This window comes from Luteipulveratus halotolerans, assembly GCF_001247745.1.
Classification (GTDB): Bacteria; Actinomycetota; Actinomycetes; order Actinomycetales; family Dermatophilaceae; genus Luteipulveratus; species Luteipulveratus halotolerans.
Genome location: NZ_LAIR01000002.1, coordinates 1,763,772 through 1,784,927, shown reverse-complemented (window position 1 = coordinate 1,784,927; position 21,156 = coordinate 1,763,772). Strand labels below are relative to the sequence as shown.

The following is a 21,156-nucleotide window of genomic DNA, read 5'->3' as shown; positions in this document are numbered from 1 at the left end:
GCCCGGGCCACCATACGTACTCTGCAGTACATCCTGCACGGTCTGGTCGTACTATTCGGTCGTGCCGACCGAGAGCGCCGACGAGCGTACTGTCCTGATCCCACGTACCGGGACGCGCGTGGTCCTGCTGATCGCCGTCGGGCTGCTGGTGCTCGCGGCGTACCTCTTCTTCAGCCCGGTCACCCTCACGGGCAAGACCGGCGCGCAGTTCGGCTGCGGCAGTGCGTTCTCGCCGGCCACTGACCCGTTCCCCAAGAATGTCTGCGGCGATCTCCCAGAAGTGGCCCGCTTCCGGGCCATACTGACGGCTGCCGCCGGCGTCCTGATCGGCGGTGTCGGAACGGCGATGTTCGGCTTCGAACGTCGTACCCAGACCCGCCGCGCGGGTCGGCGTGAGGTCGAGGACGGCCACTCAGCTCGTTGACGCACGAACCCCCGCGGCGATGTGCACCGGCACAGCACACGCACGTGGAGGACCTCGGCTTGGCACGTTCGCGGTACGGCAACCGTCCTGCTCTGGACGGTATTCGGGGGCTGGCCATGCTCACGTTCATGGCGTTCCACCTCGGGGTGCTGTCGCTGCAGGGAGCGTGGGTCGGGATCAACCTGTTCTTCGTGCTGTCGGGATTCCTGATCACCCGGCTGCTGATCGAGGAGCGGGTCGACTACGGCCACATCGACGTACTCGGGTTCTACCGCCGCCGTGCGCGGCGTCTGCTCCCGGGGCTGATGCTCCTGCTGGCGACCTTGTGCGCCTACGGCGTGGTCTGGGCGAGCGACGACGTACGCCGGGGCCTGAGAGCCGATCTCCTCGCCACGCTCGGCTACGTCATGAACTGGCGCCTGATCCTGCGCGACGACCAGTACTTCGAGACCTTCGGCAACCCCTCCTTCCTGCGTCACGCGTGGACGCTGTCCGTCGAGGAGCAGTTCTACGTCGTCGTGCCGTTGCTCGTCAGCGCGCTGTTCGTGCTGCGCGGCCGGCGTGCTCAGACCGCTGTGGTGCTCGCCCTTGCCGTGGTGTCGGCCGCCTGGACGTCGGTCGTCGGTCTCGGCGGCGTCACGGCGCAGGCCCACGCCTACTACGGCACCGACACCCGGGTGCAGTCGCTCCTCGTCGGCGTCGGCCTGGCCTTCGGGCTGGGGCTGCGCCGTAGGGGCCGGCGACCGCGCCCCCTGCCCCGAGCCGTCGTGACGGCACTCGGCTGGGGCGGACTGGGCGCGCTCGTGGTGGCGTATGTCGCGGTCCCGCCTCTCGCGGGCTGGATGTTCGACCGCGGCGGCATCCTGCTCACCTCGGCGGCCGCGGCCGCCCTCGTGACCGCGTGCGCCGACCCGCGCCCGTCCGTGCTGACCAGCGCGCTCGGTCTGCGGCCGATCGCCTACCTCGGCAAGCTGTCCTACGGGCTCTACCTGTGGCACTGGCCGATCCACCTGTGGCTCGCCCACGCTGTGCCGGACATGCCGACCTGGCTGCACGTGGTGGCGGGCATGGTGGTCACGACCGGGGTGGCAGCGACGTCGTACGAACTGGTCGAGCGACCCGTGCTGCGCGCCGGCGTACGCGGTCTTGTCCCGACCGGCCGGCGCGGTTCGCGGCTCGTGATGCTCACCAGCGTGGTCGCGCTGGTGGCGGCGTCGTTCGCCGTCGGACGGGTGCCCGCGAGCGCGACGCCGGTGACCTCTGCACCGGCCGTACAGCTCGTCCCCGGTGCACCGGCGTACGTCCCCGGCCGAGAGCGCATCACGTTCGGGCTCTTCGGTGACTCCGTCCCCGAGAAGCTGCTCGAGAACCGACCGCCCAGGTACTCCGACCTGGCCGCTGTGGGTCTCACCGACCCGGGGTGCGACCTGACCGACCTGCCTCGTGCCGGCGGCAACCCGAAGGAGAGCCTACCGACTCCGCGATGCCTGGCCCTCAAGCAGGGCATGGCCGACGCGGCGCGCTCCGGTGAGCTCGATGTCGTCGTCCTCATGACCGGCACGGTGGCCTCGCTGCCGCACCTGATCGACGGGCGCGCCGTGGGCGTGGAGGACCCGCGGTACGAAGGGCTGGTGGTCGCTGCGCTGGAGCGCATGCGGCGCGACGCGCGGGCCGGGGGCGCTCAGCAGGTGCAGGTCGTGACGGTGCCGTGCCGCGACCGGCGGATGAGCTACCTCCCTGACAGCTACCGCGCTTACCTCGACCGGCACCCGTCGTTCGCGGACGCCGGTGCGGATCCTGTCGTTCTCAACCGCCTGATCACGCGCTGGGCCGGCGAGAACGACGTGCCTGTGCTCGACCTGTACGGCGCGCTGGGATGCGCGAAGGGGTTCACCGCGCGACGCCACGGGATCGACCTCTACGGCGACGGCGTCCACTTCTCGCCGGAGGCCACCCCGATGATCTGGACCTGGCTCGCACCGGCGATCCGGTCGGCGTACCAGCAGCGCGCGGGAGCGGGCTCATGAGCACCACCTCCACATCCCGTCGCGCGCGCCGCGAGGCCGGTCAGGCCCGCTACGCCGCGGTCGACGGTTACCGCGGGTTCTTCGTCGTCCTGGTGGTGCTGTTCCACCTGGGTGTGAGCCGGCTCGCGGGCGGCTGGATCGGCATCAACCACTTCTTCGTCTTCTCGGGCTTCCTGATCGCCCGCATCCTGATCAGCGAGCACGCGCGCACCGGCCGTATCAGTGCGGTCGCGTTCTACGTACGCCGGCTGCGGCGCGTGGTGCCGGCGATGCTCGTCCTCGTCGCAGCCGTCCTCGTCGCGACGCTGGCGTTCGGCGAGGGAGCGCAGCGGCGGCTCTGGGGCGGCGACGCGGCGGCGACGCTCGGCTTCTTCCTCAACTGGCGGCTGGCTGACCGCAACGACGCCTACTTCGACCAGTTCGGTGCGCCCTCCCCGCTGCGCCACGCGTGGACGCTCTCGATCGAGGAGCAGTTCTACGTCGTGGTGCCGTTCGCAGTGCTCGCGATCTGCATGCTCGTGCGCAGGCGGGCGGTCCGCGCCGGGATCGTCATCGCGCTCGCGGTCGCCTCGGCGGTCTGGACGGCGCACCTGGCGCAGACGGCCAGCGCGTCTCGTCTGTACTACGGCACCGACACCCGCGTGCAGGCGCTGCTGATCGGCGTCGCGGTCGGGTTCCTGCTCGGCCGGGGCAGCGACGGCCGGCGCCCCGCGATGCTCCCGCGCACGGTCACCGAGGTGATGGGCTGGGTCGGGTTCGCGGTCTCGCTCAGTGCGATCTTCCTGCTCGACGAGACCACGCAGTGGGTCTACACCCAGGGCGGCGTGCTGCTGTTCGCGGTCGCTGCCGGCGTGATCGGCTGGTCCGCGGTCGACGAACGACCCTCGCTGCTCAACCGGCTGATGAGCCAGCGGCCGTTGCCCTACCTCGGGCGCATCTCCTACGGCATCTACCTCTACCACTGGCCGATCCACCTGTGGGTCCCGCTCGACGGTGCCCCGAGGTGGCTGGCCGGAGCCGTCCAGCTCGCGCTCACTCTGGCCGTCGCGATGGCGTCCTACCGCTGGCTCGAGGAGCCGGTGATGCGGCACGGGCTGCGTGGCCTGCGCCTGCCGGCCCGCATCCGTCGGTGGACCCTCGGCCCGGCCCTGGCGGCGCTCGTCGCCGGAGCCGTGCTGCTGTGGAGCACCCCCGAGCCGGCCCTGTCCAGCCGCCAGCCCGACCTGGTCGCCGGGCAGCCGGCGTACGACACCGGTCGTGGGCCGCAGCGCATCGCGGTGCTCGGAGACTCGGTGGCCCAGCAGCTGGTCCACGACCTTCCGAAGGACCGTTATCCGGGGCTGTCGGTCTCGGACCAGACCCGCGAGGGCTGTGACCTGCTGCCGGCGACGGCGACCACGGGGGAGAAGGACATCCCGCTGCAGGGGCCGTGCCGCACCACGCTGGAGAGCTGGCCCGGCCAGGCCCGCCAGGACCGCAGCCAGGTGGTCCTGCTGTTCGCCTGGACGATGCTCGCGTATCCCCACCACGGCCCCGACGGTCAGGTCACGCGCCCACCGGACGCGGCGTACCGCGGTGTGATCGAGCACGGGCTGGAGGGCCTGCTGGCCAGGACGCGTACGGCGGGTGCCTCCCAGCTGCACCTGGTCACGCTCCCGTGCCGCGACCTGCCCAAGGACGAGACGACCGGGCAGTCCGACGCCTCGGCCGCCGACCTCGCCCGCGTGCGCGACGTGGTCCGCGACCCGACGTGGGTCAACGGCGTCCTCAAGGGATGGGCGGCCCGTCATCCCGACGTGGTGCGCCTCATCGACCTGCAGGCCGCGACCTGCCCGCAGGGCTACGTCGCGCAGCGGGGCGGGATCACGCTGTTCGCCGACCGTGCGCACTTCTCGCGTGATGCGGCACCGATGGTCTGGAAGTGGTTGCTGCCGCAGATTCAGCAGGCGTACGCACCTGTGCAGTAGGTCACATGGCACGATGTGCTAGCTACTCGGCAGTAATGACGGACAGGAAACGGACTCGATGGACACCAGGCGCTTCTTCGCCGAGCTCCCCACGCACTTCGCGGGCGACCCCCAGGACCACGACCCGGTCGACCCCGCCTGGGAGGGGATCGCCCAGGACGTCGCGGGCTACACCTCCACCAACGAGCTGGCCGTGCTCAACCACGCCGCGCGTCTGCTGCCGCAGGACGAGTCCTACCTGGAGGTCGGCACCTTCAAGGGTCGGTCGCTGTGTGCTGCCGTCCGCGACGTGACCGACAAGAAGTTCTACGCCATGGAGAACTTCATGGAGTTCGGGATGGCGGGGGAGCAGGCTCGCGACGAGCTGCGCGCCAACCTGGGCCGCCATGCCCAGGACGCCGACGTCGAGCTGATCGAGGGCGACTGCTTCCAGCTCATGGCCCGCCCGGGGGTCGTCGACCGACCCGTCGGCGTCTACTTCTACGACGGTGAGCACACCCTCCTCGCGCACTACCTGGCGCTGGCCGTGGCCGAGCCGCTGCTCGCCGACGAGGCCCTGGTGCTCGTCGACGACGCGAGCTGGCCGGTGGTGCAGAAGGCCCACCGGATCTTCCTGCGCAACCACCCGGGCTGGAGCATCGAGGCCACCTGGGACGCCCGCGAGGCCGACGACCCGCGGTGGGCCAACGGCCTGCACGCGCTGGTGTTCCGGCGTACGGCGCCGTCCCGGCTGGGCCGACGTGACCAGGCGCTGCTGCGCTACCAGACGACGGTCCAGGACCGCGTCAACGCCGTCGGCTGGAAGGCCGCCGGCCTGATGCCGGGCGTGGTCAAGACCGGGGCGAAGGTCTTCCTGTCACGCTCGCGTGCCATCGGTGGCGGCAAGAGCTGAGGTCTCGTCGATCGGCTGCTCGGACTGGTGCGCGATCAGCGTGCGCACCAGTCCGGTGACCGCGACCACGAGGGCGCCGACCGCGCACACCGTGACGATCTGGCGGGCCGAGTCGTGCCACCACAGCCCGATCGTGAGGGCCTGAGCCGCGAGCACGACCCAGGTGAGCGCGCCGAGGAACCCCGAGTCGCCGCCCATCTCCGAGAACAGCCACACCTGGGCCAGCGCCCACGTGGTGCCGAGCGCGACGCAGGCGACAGCGAGCCCCGAGAACTCGGTGTACTGCTCGCCGCCCGCGAGTGAGATCCACATCCGCGGCGCCAGCGCGACCACGCCGACGGCGCACAGCCCGATGGCGAGCACGAGCCCACTGGCCTTGAGCCGAACCCGTGCCGCACCGTGCGACTGCATCCGCGGGACGAGCAGGAGCGCGACGAACTGGGTCGCCCAGCACACCGCGCGCCCGAACGTCGATGCCAGCGCATAGCCGCCCGACTCGTGGGCGGACAGGAAGTGCCGGGCGAGCAGCACGTCGACGTTGGTCAGCGCCATGAAGGCCGCGAGCGTCGTGTTGGACCGCGCGAGCTCGGCGAGCAGACCGGGCGTCGAGCTCGCGAGCCGGGCCACGAGGTCGTGGCACAGCAGCCAGCCCCACAGCGTGGTCAGAGCAGAGGCTGCGAGCAGGATCGCGAACACCTGAGTGACGTCGGCGCCGAGCGCGGCCGCCAGCGCAGCTCCGCCGAACCGCCCGGCGGCGGTGACGATGTACAGGCTCGAGAGCCGGCGTACGCGCTCGGTGCCGAGCAGCAGACCTTGGAACGCTCCGGTCAGCGTCATCGGCACGAGCGTGAGTCCGAGCAGGACCGGTGCGAGCACGGAGTCCAGGTGGAAGGCCGAGCGCAGCAGCGGGGCGAGGAGAGCGGTGCCCGCGGCGAGCGCGACCCCGATCGCGAACGCCGGCCGCAGCCCGCTGGTCGGACGGTCGGCGGCCAGGTGCCGGGCGATCACGACCTGGAAGGCGCCGGCTGGGATGGCCAGCAGGATGCCGTACGTCGACATCGCGGAGTAGCCGCCGAAGTCGGCCGGACCGAGAGCGGGCGCGAGCACCACGACGAACAGATAGCTGAGGACGTTGGACACGCCCATCGCGATCCCGAGCAGCGCACCGCGCATCGCCAGGCGCCGCGGGCTCGGGGGTGCGGCGTGGCGCGGTCTCGCCCTCGGTGACATTCCTCGCTCGCTCACGGTGTGATCCAGGCTACTCACGAGTTATATTGGCCGCTGCCCATGCGACCAGCCGGCTCAGGCGTCGCCACCCGAGACCTCTCGTGGAGTCCCCGCCTTGCGCATGCTCACCCGTTATCGGCTGACCGTTGCGCTGCTGGTGCTCATCCTCGCACTCGTCGTCCTCCTCAACGACCTCGGTGACTTCAACACCGACATCAAGCCCGAGGTCTACATCGCGCCGCTGGACATGATCGGGCGCTACCTGTCGTCGTGGACCTCCTCGCCCTATCTCGGGTCGCCCAACTTCAACGTCGGCCTGGTGCCCGTGCTGCTCGTGCTCGCGGCGTTCCGGGCGATCGGCATGTCGCCGGAGTTCGCGTTCAAGGCGTTCCACCTGCTGCTGTGGCTCATCGCCGCGTGGGGCACGTCGCGACTCGTGCGCGCTGTCGCACCGCGGGCCGGGAAGTGGGCCGGCCTGGTCGCCGCGGTGGTCTACCTCGCCAACCCCTACACCATCCAGGCCGGTGCCACCCTGGCCATCGCACTGCCGCTGTCACTGCTGCCGTGGCAGCTGCTGTGCTTCGTCAGGGCCCTGCGCGACCACCGCAGCTGGCGGTGGCCTGCCGCGTTCGGGCTGACGTTCTTCGCGATGAGCGGGATGAACGTCGCCGTCGTCCCGCTGCTCCAGCTCTTCGCGATGATCCCGGTCGCCCTCGCCGTGCGCGCCGAGCGGTCACTGCCGTGGCGTCGCATCGCCACGGTCACCGGCAAGTGCGCGCTGTTCGTCCTCGGTGTGTCGATCTACTGGCTGGTGCCGTCGTACGCCGCGAGCTCGACCGGCAGCCAGATCGTCGAGAGCTCCGAGACGCTCACCGGTATCGCCAAGGTGTCCTCCTTCCCGGAGGTCCTGCGCGGCGTGGGGCTGTGGCCGTTGTACGGCTACGACGACAAGGGACCGTGGGTGGCTCAGCACGCCACCTACGTCGCGAGCCCCTTCGTGATGATCCTGACGATGGCCTGGCCGACGCTGGGGCTACTCGCGCTGCGGTGGTGCACCGGTGTCGTACGCCGACTCGTCGCGGTGTCCGTCGCGCTCGCGGCCGTGGTGATGGTGGGCATCTTCCCGCGTGAGGGCGGTTCGGCGTCGCCGTTCGGGCGGGTGCTCGGCGAGGTGCTGTCCGTCCCGCTGATGTCGGCTTTCCGCACCACCAACAAGATCGGCGCCGTGCTCGCACTCGGGTTCGCGATCGCCATCGGCGTCGGTCTGGTGCGAGCGCTGCCGCGGTACTGGCCGCGGCCGGGGGCCAAACCGGTGGTCGTGGTGCTGAGCGCGGTGCTCGTCGCCGCGTGGGCGCTGCCGGCGTTCGGCGGTCGGCTCTACACCTCGCAGATGAACATCCCGAAGTACTGGGAGTACGCCGCGCAGCAGGCCGATCAGGGCAATCCCGCGAGCACGGTCCTGATGCTTCCGGGACAGGTCCGCCCCGACTACCGGTGGACCGTCGAGCGTCCTGACGACGTCGCCAACTCGTTGCTCAAGCGCGACGCCGTCATCCCCGAGACGACGCCCAACGCCTCCGCACCGGGCGCCAACTTCCTGGCGGCTCTCAACGACACCGTCCAGTCCGGCTCGGCCCCCCGCGACTCGATGTCCACGTTCGCGCGTTACCTCGGGTCCGACACGGTGCTGCTGCGTCGCGACATGGTCTGGGAGGACGACGGTGGCGCGCGCCCCTCGGTCACCACCCGCTTGCTGCAGGGCGACCCCGGACTGAAGGAGAGCGGCACCTTCGGCTACCCGAGCGAGAACCTCGGGCGCTCCGCCGACGCTGCCGGTCACGGTGAGGAGAAGCTCACACCGCTCGCCCTGTACGACGTCGCCCAGCCGCGTACGGCGGTCCGGGCCGAGACGATGGCCGGCAGCGTCGTCGTGGCAGGCGACGGGTTCGCGTTCCCGGCGATGACCGAGGCCGGCACGCTCGGCGGGACGCCCACCGTGCGTTATGCCCAGGACCTGACGGCAGCCGACCTCGCCGCACAGCTGCGCACCGCGGGCCGCATGGTCATCACCGACACCAACGCCCGGCGCAACGTCATCCCCAACCGCCTCAACGCCGGCCAGGGTCCGCTGCTCGGCGCCGGCGAGAAGCTCGGCGCGACCCGGACCCTCGGCGACAAGCAGGCCGACCAGACGGTGCTGCTGCGCTCCGGCGCCAAGGTCCGCGCGAGCACCAGTGGTGGCACGTTCTTCGACCTGCCGTTCGGGGTGCCCGAGTTCGCCGTCGATGGCGACGACGCGACGGCCTGGCGCTTCGGTGACTTCCGCCGGGCACCGGGGCAGACGCTTCAGGTGACCCTCCCCGGCCCGGTGTCGTTGGGCAAGATCCCGGTGTCCCAGCTGCCGATCGGGCCGGTGCAGATCGACAAGGTCACGCTCAGCGGAGGCGGACGCAGCTCGACGGTCAGGCTGCCGACCCAGGGGAGTGCGACGCTCGACCTCGGTGGAGCGGTCACCGACCGGGTGACCCTGCGCATCGACTCCATCCGGGGAGAGGGGTTCAACCTCGTCGGGCTGGCCGAGCTCGGGCTCCCAGGGGCGAAGGCCGCCCGGACCGCTCGGACGCCCACGACGTTGAGCGACCGCTACGCACAGCTCTCGCCCGAGCAGCGTGCGCAGTTCGCCAAGGTGCCGCTCGACATCCTGCTGCAGCGCGTGCTCAACACCCCTGACGCCAGCGACGACAGCGAGCGGGTGCTGCGCCGCGTGGTCACCGTCCCCGACGACCGCGACTACGACGCCGAGGCGTCGGTGCGCACGACCCGACCGTTGGAGCAGGTCTACGACCAGGCTGCGGGCTATGCGACGAGCACCCGAGCGACCTCCAGCTCGTTCTACTTCAACAACCCCCAGTGGCGGGCGTCGCAGGCCGCCGACGGCGACCCCTCGACCGCCTGGTCGCCCGGAGGTTCGACGCGCGGCCAGCACTGGGAGCTGACCGGGCCGCGACGCACGATCTCGCAGGTCCGCCTCAACCAGGAGGCCGGCGAGCCGGCGAGCCCGCTGTGGGCCAGCCAGGTACGGATCAGTGTCGACGGCAAGGTCGTGACGACCGCGTCGATCACGCCGGGGTCCTCGACCGTCAGGCTCCCGTCGGGCACCCAGGGCTCGACCGTCCGGGTCACGATCACGGGTCTGGCGGGCAACCCGTCCGGCGTACCGCCGAGGTTCACCGACATCGACGCGGGCGCCACGCTGCAGAAGACCACGCCGGGCCCCCTGGACAGCGCGGACGGCACGCGCTGCATCACGGTCGCCACGGTCGACGGCAAGCCGCTGCGGATGCGTCCTGCCGCCAAGACCATCGCCGGCCGTGACGAGAACGGCACCCGCTGGGTCGGTTGCCAGGACGTCAGCCTCGAGCGGGGTGAGCGGCGTATCGAGCAGGCCGACGGGTTCGTGCTGGACACCCTCAACCTCAAGGACAAGCGCTCGGCGAGCACCCGGCCCGGGCTGCAGCCGACGGTGCGGATCACCAAGAACGCCAGCTCTGCCAAGACCCTCGAGGTCACGGCCGGCACGACGCCGTACGCCGTGGTGATCGGCCAGAGCATCGACCCGCGGTGGACGGCGACCGCGGACGGCGAGGACCTCGGCGCCCCCGTGACGCTGGACGGGTTCTCCGCAGGCTGGGTGCTTCCGCAGGGTGGTTCGCACACCATCGAGATCCGATACGCACCGCAGCGGACCTCCAACATCGCGCTCGCCATCTCGGGTGCGGTGGTCGCGCTCGCTGTCGTTCTCGTGATGCTCGGGTGGTGGCGACGGCGTCGCCGGCCGAGCACCGTCCCTGACGTCGAGGCGCCCTTGCCGCAGTCCGGCGCGAGCCGCGCGGCAGCGGTCCCCGCTTCACGGCGGTCAGCCCGCGCCCGGCACGCCAGTGAGCGGAGTGCCCCGTGGCCGCGGTGGGCGCGCGAGGTGGCGCTGGTCGCGCTGGCCGGGTTCGCGGTCGGATGGGCCGGGCTGGCCGCGAGTGTCGCGGTGGTCGTCCTGCTGCGGCAGCGCCCCGTACGGCCGATCTGGCTGATCGGTGGGGGTGCGGCGCTCACGATGATCTCGATCATCGTCTACATCGTTCTGCTCGGTGACCTGCGCGGGTCGGTCTCGGCCGACGGTGTGGCGTCCTCGATGCTTCCTCACTACCTCGCGGGTGCGGGGCTGGTCATCGCGCTGATCGGCGTCCTGCTCCCGGTGGACCACCATCACGACGACCCGGACGAGGACATGACCGACACCCTGACCCTGGAGGCCGGCCGACCATGACTCCGACACCTGAGGTGACGGTCGTCGTACCCACCCGCAACAACACGCGCACCATCGCCGCGTGTCTGGCGTCGGTGCGCGCACAGACGTACGACCGCATCGAGCTGATCGTGGTCGACAACCACAGCCACGACGGCACCGACGACGTCGCTCGCGAGTACGCCGACCAGGTGCTGACCGCCGGACCCGAGCGCAGCGCTCAGCGCAACCTCGGCATCGAGCGCGCACACGGTGAGTGGGTGCTGTGGCTCGACAGCGACATGATCCTGCCCGCCGAGACCGTCGAGGTCGCCATGCGGACCGCGCTGCAGGAGGGAGCCGTCGGCGTCGCGCTGCCCGAGCGCACGATCGGCGCCGGCTTCTGGACGGCGTGCCGTGCGCTCGAGCGGTCGTGCTACCTGGACGACCCGTGGCTGCACAACCCGCGCCTGGTCCGTCGCGACTTCCTGCTCGACGACGGTGGTTTCCACCTGGCCATGTCCGGGCCCGAGGACGCCGACCTGCGGATGCGGATGCGTGCCCAGGGCGCCGCCATCGCACTCGCCCCGATCATCGTCGACCACGACGAGGGTCGGCTGACCCTCGCTGACGTGATGCGCAAGCGCTACTACTACGGCCGCAGCATCCCGGCGTTCGCGGAGCAGCACGACGGCGCCGTGGGCGCTCAGGGCAAGGCGGTGCTGCAGTCCTACGTCCGCCATCGCACCGACCTGCTCAAGGACCCGGCCCATGCCGCCGGCATGGTGGTGATGCGCGGTATGGAGGTCGTCGGGTACTCCCTCGGAGCGCGCCGGGGACGCCGCGACCGCGCGGCACAGGCCTCGTCATGAGCCGCCGGATGCTGTGGGTCTCCCTGCCCGACCAGCGACCCCGGCGTGAGCTGTACTGGATGTCACGGATGCCCGGCACCCACGTCACCGCGCTCGCCCAGCAGGAGCCGCTCGGCGACATCACGTGGGTGCCGAGCTCGTACCGCCGCCCGGTCAAGAGATTCATCGAGGCCGGGGCGCTGGCCTGGGTCAAGGGTCTGGACCAGCAGGATCCTGCCGCGTACGACTGGGTCGCCTCACTCGAGCTGTGCTCGCTCGTCACCGGTCAGGCCTCACGCTGGCGCCGCCGTGCCGGAGGCCGCCGACCGCTCCAGGCCGTGATCACCTGGGAGAACCTGCCCGACCAGCCGATCTACAAGGTGCCTCCGTACAAGCAGGCGCTGGAGTCGTGCCGCGACGCCGACCTGCTGCTGTGCATGGTCGACGCAGCCCGAGAGCACCTCCTGGCCAACGGTTTCGACGACGAGCGCATTCAGGTGGTCAAGCCGGGCGTCGACACCGAGATCTTCACGCCGGCCGAGCGGCCGACGACAGAGCCGGTCGTGGCGTTCATCAGTCCGCTCGCACCCAACAAGGGCATCGACCGGGTCCTGGAGGCCATGCGGGTCGTGCAGCGCACGATCCCCGAGGCGAGCCTCGTGGTCGCCGGCCAGGGTCCGATGCGCGCGCAGGTCGAGGCCGCGGCCGCCGACCCGAGCAGACGCGTACGGCTCGCCGGATCGCTCGACGCCCACGGAGTCGCCGACCTCCTGCGGTCGTCCGCGGTGTTCACGACGGCTCCGCGGCCGACCTGGAAGTGGACCGAGCAGCTCGGCCTGGCCTACCTCGAGGCGCAGGCGTGCGGACTGCCCGTCGTGACGACCCGCTGCGGCACCAACGACGAGGCGGTCCAGGAGCCCAACGACCTTGTCGACGACTCCGTCGAGGCGCTCGCCGACGCGCTGCTCGGTTGGTTGCAGGACGACGAGCGCCGCGCCGCGGCCGGACGCGTCAACCGGGCCCGCATGGTCGCCGAGCACGACCTCGCGACCCAGGTCACGCGCATGGGCGAGGCCTACGCCGCAGTCGAGCGTTCCCACACCTCGTGACCGTCGGGCGTCGCGGCTGGGGTGCGCTCACCGGGCTGGCGTGCGGCCTGGTCGTTCTCGGGCCGGCCATGCGCCCGGGATACCTCCTGTTCTACGACATGATCTTCGTGCCCCGCCTCGGGCTGGGAGACCGCACCCTCGGCGTCGACGGCTCCGTTCCTCGCGCCGTCCCCAACGATGCTGTGGTCGCGCTGCTGTCGACCGTGGCGCCCGGCTGGGTGGTGCAGAAGGTCCTGCTGCTCGCGGTGTTCGTCGGAGTGGGTGCCGGCGTCGCCGGGCTGGTGCGCAGTCGTACCGGTGGTGTCGCCGCCGCGCTGGTCGCCTGCTGGAACCCGTACGTCGCCGAGCGCCTCGCGATCGGCCACTGGGGGTTCCTGCTCGGGTACGCCGCCCTGCCGTGGGTCGCGTCCGCGGCTGCGGCTTGCCGTGACGGTCGGCCGTACGGACGCGCGAGAGTGGCCGGGGCTCTGGTCCTGGTGGCGATGACGGGCTCGACCGGGTCGGTGCTGGCGCTCCTGCTGGTCGCCTGCGTGCTCGTCGTGCCGGCGACGCCGGCGGTCCTGCGCGAGCCAGGTGCCCGTCTCCTCGACCTGGTCTGGTTTGCGCTCATCGCCCTGCTCGCCAACGCCCCGTGGTGGTACCCCTTCCTCGTGGCCAGCGCCGATGCGCCCGCGGACTCCGGCGGGGTCGAGGCGTTCATGTCGCGGGCCGACACCCCGTACGGCGTGCTGCCCTCGTTGCTGACAGGGGGAGGCATCTGGAACAAGGGCGTGTGGTTCGAGGAGCGCATGTCGGTCCTCGTCGCCGGGGTCGCCCTGCTCGGCGTGATCGTGTCCGTGGCGTGGTGGGTCCGAGCCGCGGGATGGCGTCGACACCCGGCCACCGGCGGCCTTGCGGCGGCAGGCGTTCTCGGGCTGCTGCTGGCCGGTCTCAGCTCGGTCATCGGGGGGCGGGACTTCGTCACCTGGGTGGTCACGTCCGTGCCCGGCGGTGGCCTGATGCGCGACTCGCAGAAGTTCGTCGCGCTGTGGGTCGTCCTGGTTGCGGTCTGCGTCGGCACGCTCGCCGAGACGGCTCGTGCGGCGATGCGACGACGGGGGGCGGCACGTGCCGGCAGCCTCGTCCTCGCGCTCGCCCTCGCTGCCTGGCCGGTCGCCACCCTGCCCAGTCTCGCGGGCGGCGCCCTGGGGCAGTGGCGCGCCAGCGACTACCCGCAGGGCCAGCTCGATCTCGCCGACCGCGTCGCGACGCTGCCCCCCGGCGGCGTCGCGGTGTTCCCGTGGACGCTCTACCGGCGCTACGCCTGGAACGGCGACGTCGTCACGCTCGACCCGTGGCAGCGGCTGATCTCACGGCATGTCGTCGTCAACGACGACCTTCCGCTGTCGAGCCGCACGGTGCGGGGCGAGGGCGAGGACGCCCACCGCATCGGCGTGGCCGTGCGGGCGCGGACCGACGTCCGACCGGCCCTGCGGCAGGCCGGCGTGCGCTATGTGCTCGTGCTCACCGACCAGCCCACGGCCCCTGGCGTACCTGACACCACCCGGCTGACGAAGGTCGCGGCCACGCAGGACGCGGTGCTGTACGACATCGGCCCGGCCGGCGTACGGCAGGAGTCCGCGCCCGGACCGGACCGCTACCTCGGGCTTGTCGCGGGCGCAGCCGCAGTCGTTCTGACGGGCCTCGCGTGGTGCTCGAGCGCGGTCCGACGCCGGCGCGGAGCGACCTCCGGCCGAATCCCGGATCACCATGTGGCGTAGACCACTGTGTACTGACCAGTACTGGTACCGTGGGCGGCGAGTCAGAGGGCGCGCAGTGCGTCGAAACGCGACGAGAGACCAGTGAGGTCAACGCATGAGTGGCAACAAGGCAGCCTGGAACATCGGCGGCGCGGTCGTCGGCATCCTCCTTGCGGGACTGTCGATCATCGGCCTCGTCCAGTCGCAGAACTCCATCAAGCAGCCGCAGACGTACAACAACGTCATCAGCTACGACCACTGACGCGGACCACCACGAAGGGCCACCCCGAGCGGGGTGGCCCTTCGTCGTACCGGTCAGGTCAGTGGGTGCCTTGCAACGAGCCGCTGCCGAGACCGTCCAGCTCGTCGAGCAGGGCCTCGTCGACCACGGGCAGGAGTGCGTCGTTCTCGTGCCCGGCGCGGTGCTCGGGCTCGTGCACGAGGTCTTCGACCGGGGTGAGGCTCAGCGGCTGCGACGGCGCCTGCGGCAGCCGGTCGACGTGGCCGAGGACCGAGCCGAGCGTGTGCGAGAGCAGCGCACCGCTCACCGCCCAGTCGAAGCTCCGGGCGTGAGCACGCGCACCGGCACCCAGACGGGTCCGCAGGCTGTTGCTGCGCAGGAGGTGGTCCACCTGGTGGGTCATCTCGGCAGCGTCACGCGCGAGCAGACCGGTGCGGCCGTGCTGAATCGACTCGCTCGGCCCACCGGCGTGCGCGAACGCCACCGACGGTGTGGAGTGCAGACCGGCCTCGACGATGATCAGGCCCCAGCCCTCCTTGTGCGAGGGCACGAGCATCAGCCACGACTGCGCGAGCAGCGTGTGCTTGGTCGGCTCGTCGACGAAGCCGCGGAACGTCACGCGGTCGGCCACGCCCCGGTCGGCGGCGTGGGCGCGCAGGCGGTCCTCCCAGTAGCCCGTCCCGACGATGTCCAGGCGCAGGTCCGGGTGCTCGGCGGACAGGTCGGCCACGATGTCGATGGCGGTCTCGACCTGCTTGTGCGGGACCAGTCGGCCGAGGACGACCATGCTGGGGTGCGGCGTCCGGGGCACGTCGGCGTAGGCGTCGAGGTCCTCGGGGTGGTCGTTGCCGCTGTAGATGAGGTCGACCCGGTCGGCCGGGACCCCGAGAGAACCGAGATCGTCGCGGGTGGCCTTCGAGACGGTCACGTAGCGCGATCGCCGGTAGACCCGGGGTGCGATCCTCGACTCCAGCAGCCAGCCGACCTGGCCGAGCGCGCGTCCGAAGATCACCTTCCACTGGTCGCGGTGGACGTGGTGGACGACGTTGACGACGGGGGCCTTGGCGGCGAGCGGTGCCCAGAAGGGCACACCGTTCTGGACGTCGATGACGATGTCGTAGTCGTGTCGGTGCCGTGCGACGTGCGCGAGCCCGTGGGCGTAGCACGTGAACCGGTTGCCGCGGCGCAGAACCCGCACGTCGTCGTGGGCGGTCTCAGTGGCGGCACCGGGGAACCGCGACGTGAACAGCGTGACGTCGTGACCCAGCTCGGTCAGGACCTGCGACGTGCGCTCGACGAAGGTCTCGGACCCGCCGGCCTCGGGGTTCTCACGGTCGCGCCAGGACAGGTAGAGCACCCTCAACGGATGGCGAGCTGCGGTGGCGGTCGGTTCACCGGTGGGGCGGAGCAACGGGATTCCTCCACGGGGGGTCAAGGTCACGGTCGCGGTGAGACGGGAGTCACACATGCGCACGTTAGGGTAACGCCGATAGTTACTGAGAGGTAGCCGAAACAGGATGGTCGATGTGTGCGAGGTGTGCGGGGACCGCTTGCGTGAGCGGCCGCTGCGCGGTGGCGCGGTGCTCCAGGAGTGCCCGACGTGCGGCCATCTGCGGCGTGACCTGACGAGCGCGCCGGCGGGTCATCGCGAGCACGCGTACGGCGGCGAGCCCACCCTGGACCGCATCCGGCTGGGGCTCACGTACTCCGCGCTGCGTCGGGCGTCGCCGCGGCCGTCGTCGGTGTTCGAGATCGGCTACGGCGCAGGCGGCCTGCTGCGGCGCTTCCACGACGACGGTGCCGAGATCGGCGGGGCCGATCCCGACCAGCTCGAGGTCGACGTCGATCCGGTGGTCCGTTCCGAGGGTCGCCTGTGGCGCGCCCCGGTCGAGCAGCTGGCCGAGCACGACATCGCCACCGACCTCGTCTACGGCATTCACGTGCTGGAGCACGTCGTCGATCCCGCGCGCACCCTGCAGGTGACCTTCGACCTCCTCCGTCCGGGCGGTGTCGCCCAGTTCCTCACCCCGGCGGGCGACTCCACGGGCTCGCGCTGGTACGGCGACGCGTGGTGGATGCTTGAGGACCCCACCCACATCCGGTTCTTCACCGCCGACAGCCTCGCCCGCCTCGCCCACGCCGCAGGTTTCGTCGACGTGCACGTACGCCGACCGGTGCTCGACAGCGTCGTCACCGACGTCGCCAGCCTGGCGCGGGTCGTGGCCCGCGAGCCGCGTCCTGCGGGCGCGCTGTCGTCACGGCCCGTCCTGGCGCTGGGGGCTGCGAGCACGCCGTTCGTCGTGGGGGCACGTCTGGCTCATCGGCGGATGCGGCCGACTCTGCAGCTGGTGGCACGACGCCCGGGGCACGCATGAGCAGCGAGCGCGGCCTGCGGCGCTCGGCACGGCTCTTCTCGGCGTTCCTCGTCGAGCAGACCGAACCGGCGCGGTTCTACGGCGCCCTCGCCGACGACTCGATCCAGCTGCTGACCGAGTGGACCGACCTGCGAGGCCGCACGGTCCTCGACGTCGGTGCGGGTCCGAGTGAGTTCGCCGCGGCCTTCCGTGCCGCCGGGGCCCGCTACGTGCCGGTCGACCACGACGCCTCGGTGTCGTCGGTCGCTGACGGGGGACTGGTCGCCACGGCGGCCGCGCTCCCGCTCGCCGACCGCAGCGTCGACCTGGTGTTCTCCTCCAACTTGTGGGAGCACGTACGCGAGCCGGAGCACGTCGCCGACGAGATGGTGCGCGTCGTACGGCCGGGTGGCCTGGTGTTCCTCTCCTACACCAACTGGCTCTCGCCCTGGGGCGGTCACGAGACCTCGCCGTGGCACTGGCTGGGCGGTGAGCGCGCAGCCCGCCGCTACGAGCGCAAGAACGGCCATCCGCCCAAGAACACCGTCGACCGCACGTTGTTCCGGGTCAGTGTGGCCCAGGGTCTGCGCTGGGCCCGCTCGTCGCCCGAGGTCGAGGTGCTCGTGGCGCGCCCGCGATACCTTCCCGACGTGGCCGAGCACCTGCTGAAGGTTCCCGGAGCACGTGAGCTGCTCACCTGGAACCTCCTGCTGATCCTGCGTCGCCGATGACGGGGGAGGCGTCCGCTCCTCTCGACCGGTCACGGGTCCACCGCCGGCTCGTCGCCGTCGCGCTCGCCGTCCTGCCGTGGCTGATCGCGCCCGGCCGGATCCAGCCCGACACCAAGGTCGACCTCACCGTCGATCCCTGGACCTACCTGTCCCGGGCGCTGTGGGCGTGGAACGACCACGCCGGGCTCGGTGAGCTGCAGAACCAGGCCTACGGCTACCTGTTCCCGTTCGGCCCGGTCATGGGTGTGGCGCAGTCCGTGGGGTTGCCGGCCTGGGCGGCGCAGCGGCTGTGGTGGTCGCTGCTGCTGCTCGTCGCGTACGCCGGTGCCGAACGGCTCGTACGACGACTCGGCGTCGCGGGTCCTGGTCCGGCCCTCATCGCCGGACTCGCGTACGCGCTGTCGTGCCGTGTCCTCACGGTCCTGTCCGAGATCTCGGCGGAGGCATGGCCGCTGGCTCTCGCGCCGTGGCTCGTGGTCGTCATGGTGCCGGCGGTCCAGCCGGCCGCGACCCGTCGTGCCCGCCTGCACGCCGCGGCGGCGACCGGACTGCTCACGGCGGCCCTCGGCGGCGTCAACGCGACCGCTTCGGCCGTCGTCCTGCTGCTGCCGCTGCTGCTGATCGTGACGGCGCAGCGCGGTGGTCGGGTGCGAGCGCTCGCATGGTGGGTCCCGGGTGTCGTGCTCGGGGCGCTGTGGTGGGTCGTGCCCTTGGTGGTGCTCGGGCGGTACGCCTACCCGTTCCTCGACTTCATCGAGACCTCGCAGATCACGACAGCGGTCACGTCCGTGCCCAACGTGCTGCGCGGTGCCTCTCACTGGGTCGCCTACATCCTCGACTCCGAGAGCCATCCCGTCTGGCAGGCCGGCTGGGTGCAGGCTCAGGACCCGCTGGCGATCATCAGCACCTGCGTGGTGGCCGGGCTCGGCGCCGCGGGTCTGATCGCGATGCGGCGCCGTGGCCACCGGCTGGGTCATGCCGCACGGTTCGGGATCGCGGGTGTCGTCGTCGGCGTCCTGCTGATGTCGATCGGCCACCCGGGCACGGTGGGCAGCCCGGTCGCGGGCGCTGTCCAGGCCGCGCTCGACGGTCCGCTCGCGCCGCTGCGCAACGTCCACAAGGCTGATCCGGTCCTGCGCCTGCCTCTGGTGCTCGGGCTCGCGTACGTCCTCGGCGCACTGTGGCACCGGCGTACGACGGCAACCCGCGCCGGCGTCGTCGCCGTGGCCCTTGTCCTGACCGCATCGACCACTGCCTTGTGGGTCGGGCGCGCCGCCGACGCGGGCGGTTATGCGCAGATCCCGCACGAGTGGCGCGCACTCGCGACCACCGTCGACGCCCAGGCTCGCGCCGACGGCGGGGCGACGCTGCTGCTGCCCGCGTCGCGCAACGCTCACTACACGTGGGGGAGTGCCACCGACGAGCCCTTGTCCGCCCTCGCGACGTCGCCCGTCGTCGTGCGTGCGTCGGCACCGCTCGGTGATCCCGCCGCGACGCGGTTGCTCGACGAGGCCGATCTGCGCGCGGCGTCGGGTCGACCGCAGCCCGGCCTGGCGGCCGGTCTGGCGCGGATGGGTGTGGCCCGGGTGGTCGTCCGGCACGACCTCGCCACGAGCACCGATGCCGAGCCGTGGCGGCTGGTCGAACGCACGCTGGCGCAGTCTCCGGGTTTCGAGCGCGTGAGCAGCAGCGCGAGCACGACGCTGTGGCGGGTCCGCGGCGCCGCCCCGGGCGTGACGGCGTACGACGAGAGCGCCGGCCTGTCCGTCGACGGTGGCCCCGAGAGCCTGTTCGGTCTCGCCGGCTCCGGCCTGCTCAGCGACCGCATGTGGGCCTTGATCAGCCCCGGGCACGGCACGGGCGTCCTGACCGACACACTGCGCCGACGGGCCTACAACAACGGCCGTCCCACAGCAGATGCCCACAGCCCGACACTGCGCGCGAGCGACGACGCACCGACACGGGCCGGCGCTCGCGACCTGCCGCCTGCGGGTCCGGCGTCCGGCGAGACCGTTCGCGAGCTGGTCGGCCTCCGTGATCTGAGCGCCTCGTCCTCGGCTGCTGACCCGTTCGGTCCCGGCTACCTCGGCCCCCAGCACTCCGCCGCCGCAGCGCTCGACGGCGACGCCGCGACGTCCTGGATCTCCGGTGAGACGCCCTCGGCGACGCTGGCTCTGACGCTTGACCGGACGCGGCCCGTCGGCGAGCTGCGGGTCCGTCTCGCGCGCGGTGCCGGTGTCGTGACACCGGACCGCGTCACCATCGCGGCGCACGGTCCGAGCGGCGCCGTACGCCGCACGGTCGCCGTACGACGTGGCATCGCCACTGTCGACCTCGGCAGCTCGTCGTACGACCGGGTGTCCGTGCAGCTCGGATCCGGGCACGACGCGGGTCAGGTGGGAGTCGCCGAGCTGACGCTCTCGCAGGTGCCGGGCATCGGCACGCGTCTGAGGCTGCCAGGCACGCTCGACGCGTCACGACAGGGCGTGCTGCTCCAGCGCGACGCACGCGAACGGTCCGCCGACGCGCGTGGTGGCGAGGACGGCCCGGCACTGCGCCGTGCCGTTCAGGTCGACCGTGCAGGTCCCATGCGTGCGAGCGTGTCGGTGCGCCCGACGTGGGGCCCCGCACTGGACGCCGTCCTGGACGGGCGTCGGGTCACCGGCAGCTCGCGCAGCGACCTCGATCCTGCGCGCCGGCCCGGGGCGGCCCTCGACGCGGACCCTGCGACACGGTGGACGCCTGCTCCGACGGATGCCCTCCCGACCCTGAAGGTCGACCTCGGTCGGCCGACCCACGTCACCGGCGTACGGCTGTCGGGCGGAGGTCCCGTCATGGCGGTCCGCGTGGTGGTCGACGGCCGGGTCACCCGGCTGCCCGCGACCGGTGGCCCGCTCGACGTCCGTGCGTCGACGGTCGAGCTGCAGCTCGTGCCCGGCCCGCATCGGGGTGCCTGGTCGGCGCCCGAGATCACGCTTGACGGCGTGCCCTCGACCGCGCCGAGCCAGGTCGTGCTCGGGTGCGGACAGGCCGGCAGCCTGTCCGTCGGCGGCGCGACCGTGCCGCTGCGCGTGAGCGCCGGGCGTGCCGAGATCCTCTCGGTCGATCTGCTGAGCGCGACCCCGTGCGGGAGGGACGACCTGGAGATCCCGGCGGGTGAGGTCGACGTGCAGGTGTCGCCGGGCGTCGGCGTCCGGGCGGACTCGGTTCTCCTGCAGCCCACCGCCGCGGCACCGGCCACACCGGGGGCAGCGCGGGCCGTGGCAGAGCGCGGTCAACGGCCCGGGCTCCACGAGGTGCGCGTCGCCGCCGGTG

Annotated in this window: 13 protein-coding genes and 1 pseudogene; 12 read left to right on the top strand and 2 right to left on the bottom strand. The window is 71.8% G+C overall.

Annotated features, from left to right (window positions below; translation table 11 throughout):
- The first annotated feature begins 61 nt into the window (after nucleotides 1-61).
- Genes VV01_RS09080 through VV01_RS09065 form a run of 4 tightly spaced genes read left to right on the top strand, consistent with a single transcriptional unit; the run spans nucleotide 62 to nucleotide 5,310 of the window.
- The gene (locus VV01_RS09080) at nucleotides 62-424 is read left to right on the top strand and encodes a hypothetical protein (protein ID WP_050669600.1); all 363 of its coding nucleotides are present in this window, start codon (nucleotides 62-64) and stop codon (nucleotides 422-424) included.
- Nucleotides 425-483: 59 nt separating this feature from the next.
- On the top strand, nucleotides 484-2,451 hold the full coding sequence (locus VV01_RS09075; protein WP_157508784.1) for an acyltransferase family protein: 1,968 nt from the start codon (nucleotides 484-486) through the stop codon (nucleotides 2,449-2,451).
- A complete protein-coding gene (locus VV01_RS09070; protein WP_050669598.1) occupies nucleotides 2,448-4,418 on the top strand; it encodes an acyltransferase family protein in 1,971 nt (656 codons plus the stop codon). Before VV01_RS09075 ends, VV01_RS09070 begins: the two co-directional genes overlap by 4 nt.
- Nucleotides 4,419-4,476: 58 nt before the next feature.
- Nucleotides 4,477-5,310, top strand: coding sequence for a class I SAM-dependent methyltransferase (locus VV01_RS09065; RefSeq protein ID WP_050669597.1), 834 nt, complete (start codon nucleotides 4,477-4,479; stop codon nucleotides 5,308-5,310).
- Here the strand turns inward: VV01_RS09065 and VV01_RS09060 are convergent.
- Nucleotides 5,275-6,555, bottom strand: coding sequence for an MATE family efflux transporter (locus VV01_RS09060; RefSeq protein ID WP_157508783.1), 1,281 nt, complete (start codon nucleotides 6,553-6,555; stop codon nucleotides 5,275-5,277). The two genes, VV01_RS09065 and VV01_RS09060, sit on opposite strands and share 36 nt — an antisense overlap.
- Before the next feature lie 103 nt (nucleotides 6,556-6,658).
- Between VV01_RS09060 and VV01_RS09055 the strand changes: the two genes are divergently transcribed.
- The 5 genes from VV01_RS09055 (at nucleotide 6,659) to VV01_RS23290 (ending at nucleotide 14,777) form a co-directional block, all read left to right on the top strand.
- Complete coding sequence (locus VV01_RS09055) at nucleotides 6,659-10,858, top strand: alpha-(1->3)-arabinofuranosyltransferase domain-containing protein (RefSeq protein WP_050669595.1); 4,200 nt, start codon at nucleotides 6,659-6,661, stop codon at nucleotides 10,856-10,858.
- On the top strand, nucleotides 10,855-11,688 hold the full coding sequence (locus VV01_RS09050; protein ID WP_050669594.1) for a glycosyltransferase family 2 protein: 834 nt from the start codon (nucleotides 10,855-10,857) through the stop codon (nucleotides 11,686-11,688). The genes VV01_RS09055 and VV01_RS09050 overlap by 4 nt, the downstream gene beginning before the upstream one ends.
- Before the next feature lie 8 nt (nucleotides 11,689-11,696).
- A complete protein-coding gene (locus VV01_RS09045) occupies nucleotides 11,697-12,776 on the top strand; it encodes a glycosyltransferase family 4 protein (RefSeq protein WP_231635195.1) in 1,080 nt (359 codons plus the stop codon).
- Complete coding sequence (locus VV01_RS09040) at nucleotides 12,773-14,536, top strand: hypothetical protein (RefSeq protein ID WP_050669592.1); 1,764 nt, start codon at nucleotides 12,773-12,775, stop codon at nucleotides 14,534-14,536. The genes VV01_RS09045 and VV01_RS09040 overlap by 4 nt, the downstream gene beginning before the upstream one ends.
- A gap of 94 nt (nucleotides 14,537-14,630) precedes the next feature.
- Nucleotides 14,631-14,777: a hypothetical protein gene (locus VV01_RS23290; RefSeq protein ID WP_157508782.1), complete on the top strand. Its 147-nt coding sequence runs from the start codon at nucleotides 14,631-14,633 to the stop codon at nucleotides 14,775-14,777.
- A gap of 58 nt (nucleotides 14,778-14,835) precedes the next feature.
- On the opposite strand, the gene VV01_RS09035 is transcribed toward VV01_RS23290, so the two are convergent.
- Nucleotides 14,836-16,224: a glycosyltransferase family 4 protein gene (locus VV01_RS09035; RefSeq protein WP_082220902.1), complete on the bottom strand. Its 1,389-nt coding sequence runs from the start codon at nucleotides 16,222-16,224 to the stop codon at nucleotides 14,836-14,838.
- Between the two features lie 82 nt (nucleotides 16,225-16,306).
- On the opposite strand from VV01_RS09035, the gene VV01_RS09030 reads away from it, so the two are divergent.
- The 3 genes and pseudogenes from VV01_RS09030 to VV01_RS24340 form a co-directional block, all read left to right on the top strand.
- Nucleotides 16,307-17,131 (top strand): class I SAM-dependent methyltransferase, encoded by an 825-nt coding sequence (locus VV01_RS09030; protein WP_231635194.1) that lies wholly within the window; start codon nucleotides 16,307-16,309, stop codon nucleotides 17,129-17,131.
- Entirely contained in the window at nucleotides 17,128-17,841 is a 714-nt protein-coding gene (locus VV01_RS09025; RefSeq protein ID WP_050669591.1) for a class I SAM-dependent methyltransferase, read from the top strand. The genes VV01_RS09030 and VV01_RS09025 overlap by 4 nt, the downstream gene beginning before the upstream one ends.
- A pseudogene (locus VV01_RS24340) lies at nucleotides 17,838-20,231 on the top strand (alpha-(1->3)-arabinofuranosyltransferase domain-containing protein); the annotation flags it as partial. The gene VV01_RS09025 and the pseudogene VV01_RS24340, both read left to right, overlap by 4 nt.
- Between the last annotated feature and the right edge of the window lie 925 nt (nucleotides 20,232-21,156).

Bases quoted from the DNA above. Each gene is read 5' to 3' on its own strand.
- VV01_RS09070 (WP_050669598.1), top strand. From the start codon at position 2,448: ATGAGCACCACCTCCACATCCCGTCGCGCGCGCCGCGAGGCCGGTCAG.
- VV01_RS09065 (WP_050669597.1), top strand. From the start codon at position 4,477: ATGGACACCAGGCGCTTCTTCGCCGAGCTCCCCACGCACTTCGCGGGC.
- VV01_RS09055 (WP_050669595.1), top strand. From the start codon at position 6,659: ATGCTCACCCGTTATCGGCTGACCGTTGCGCTGCTGGTGCTCATCCTC.
- VV01_RS09050 (WP_050669594.1), top strand. From the start codon at position 10,855: ATGACTCCGACACCTGAGGTGACGGTCGTCGTACCCACCCGCAACAAC.
- VV01_RS09045 (WP_231635195.1), top strand. From the start codon at position 11,697: ATGCTGTGGGTCTCCCTGCCCGACCAGCGACCCCGGCGTGAGCTGTAC.
- VV01_RS23290 (WP_157508782.1), top strand. From the start codon at position 14,631: ATGAGTGGCAACAAGGCAGCCTGGAACATCGGCGGCGCGGTCGTCGGC.
- VV01_RS09035 (WP_082220902.1), bottom strand. From the start codon at position 16,224: ATGTGTGACTCCCGTCTCACCGCGACCGTGACCTTGACCCCCCGTGGA.
- VV01_RS09025 (WP_050669591.1), top strand. From the start codon at position 17,128: ATGAGCAGCGAGCGCGGCCTGCGGCGCTCGGCACGGCTCTTCTCGGCG.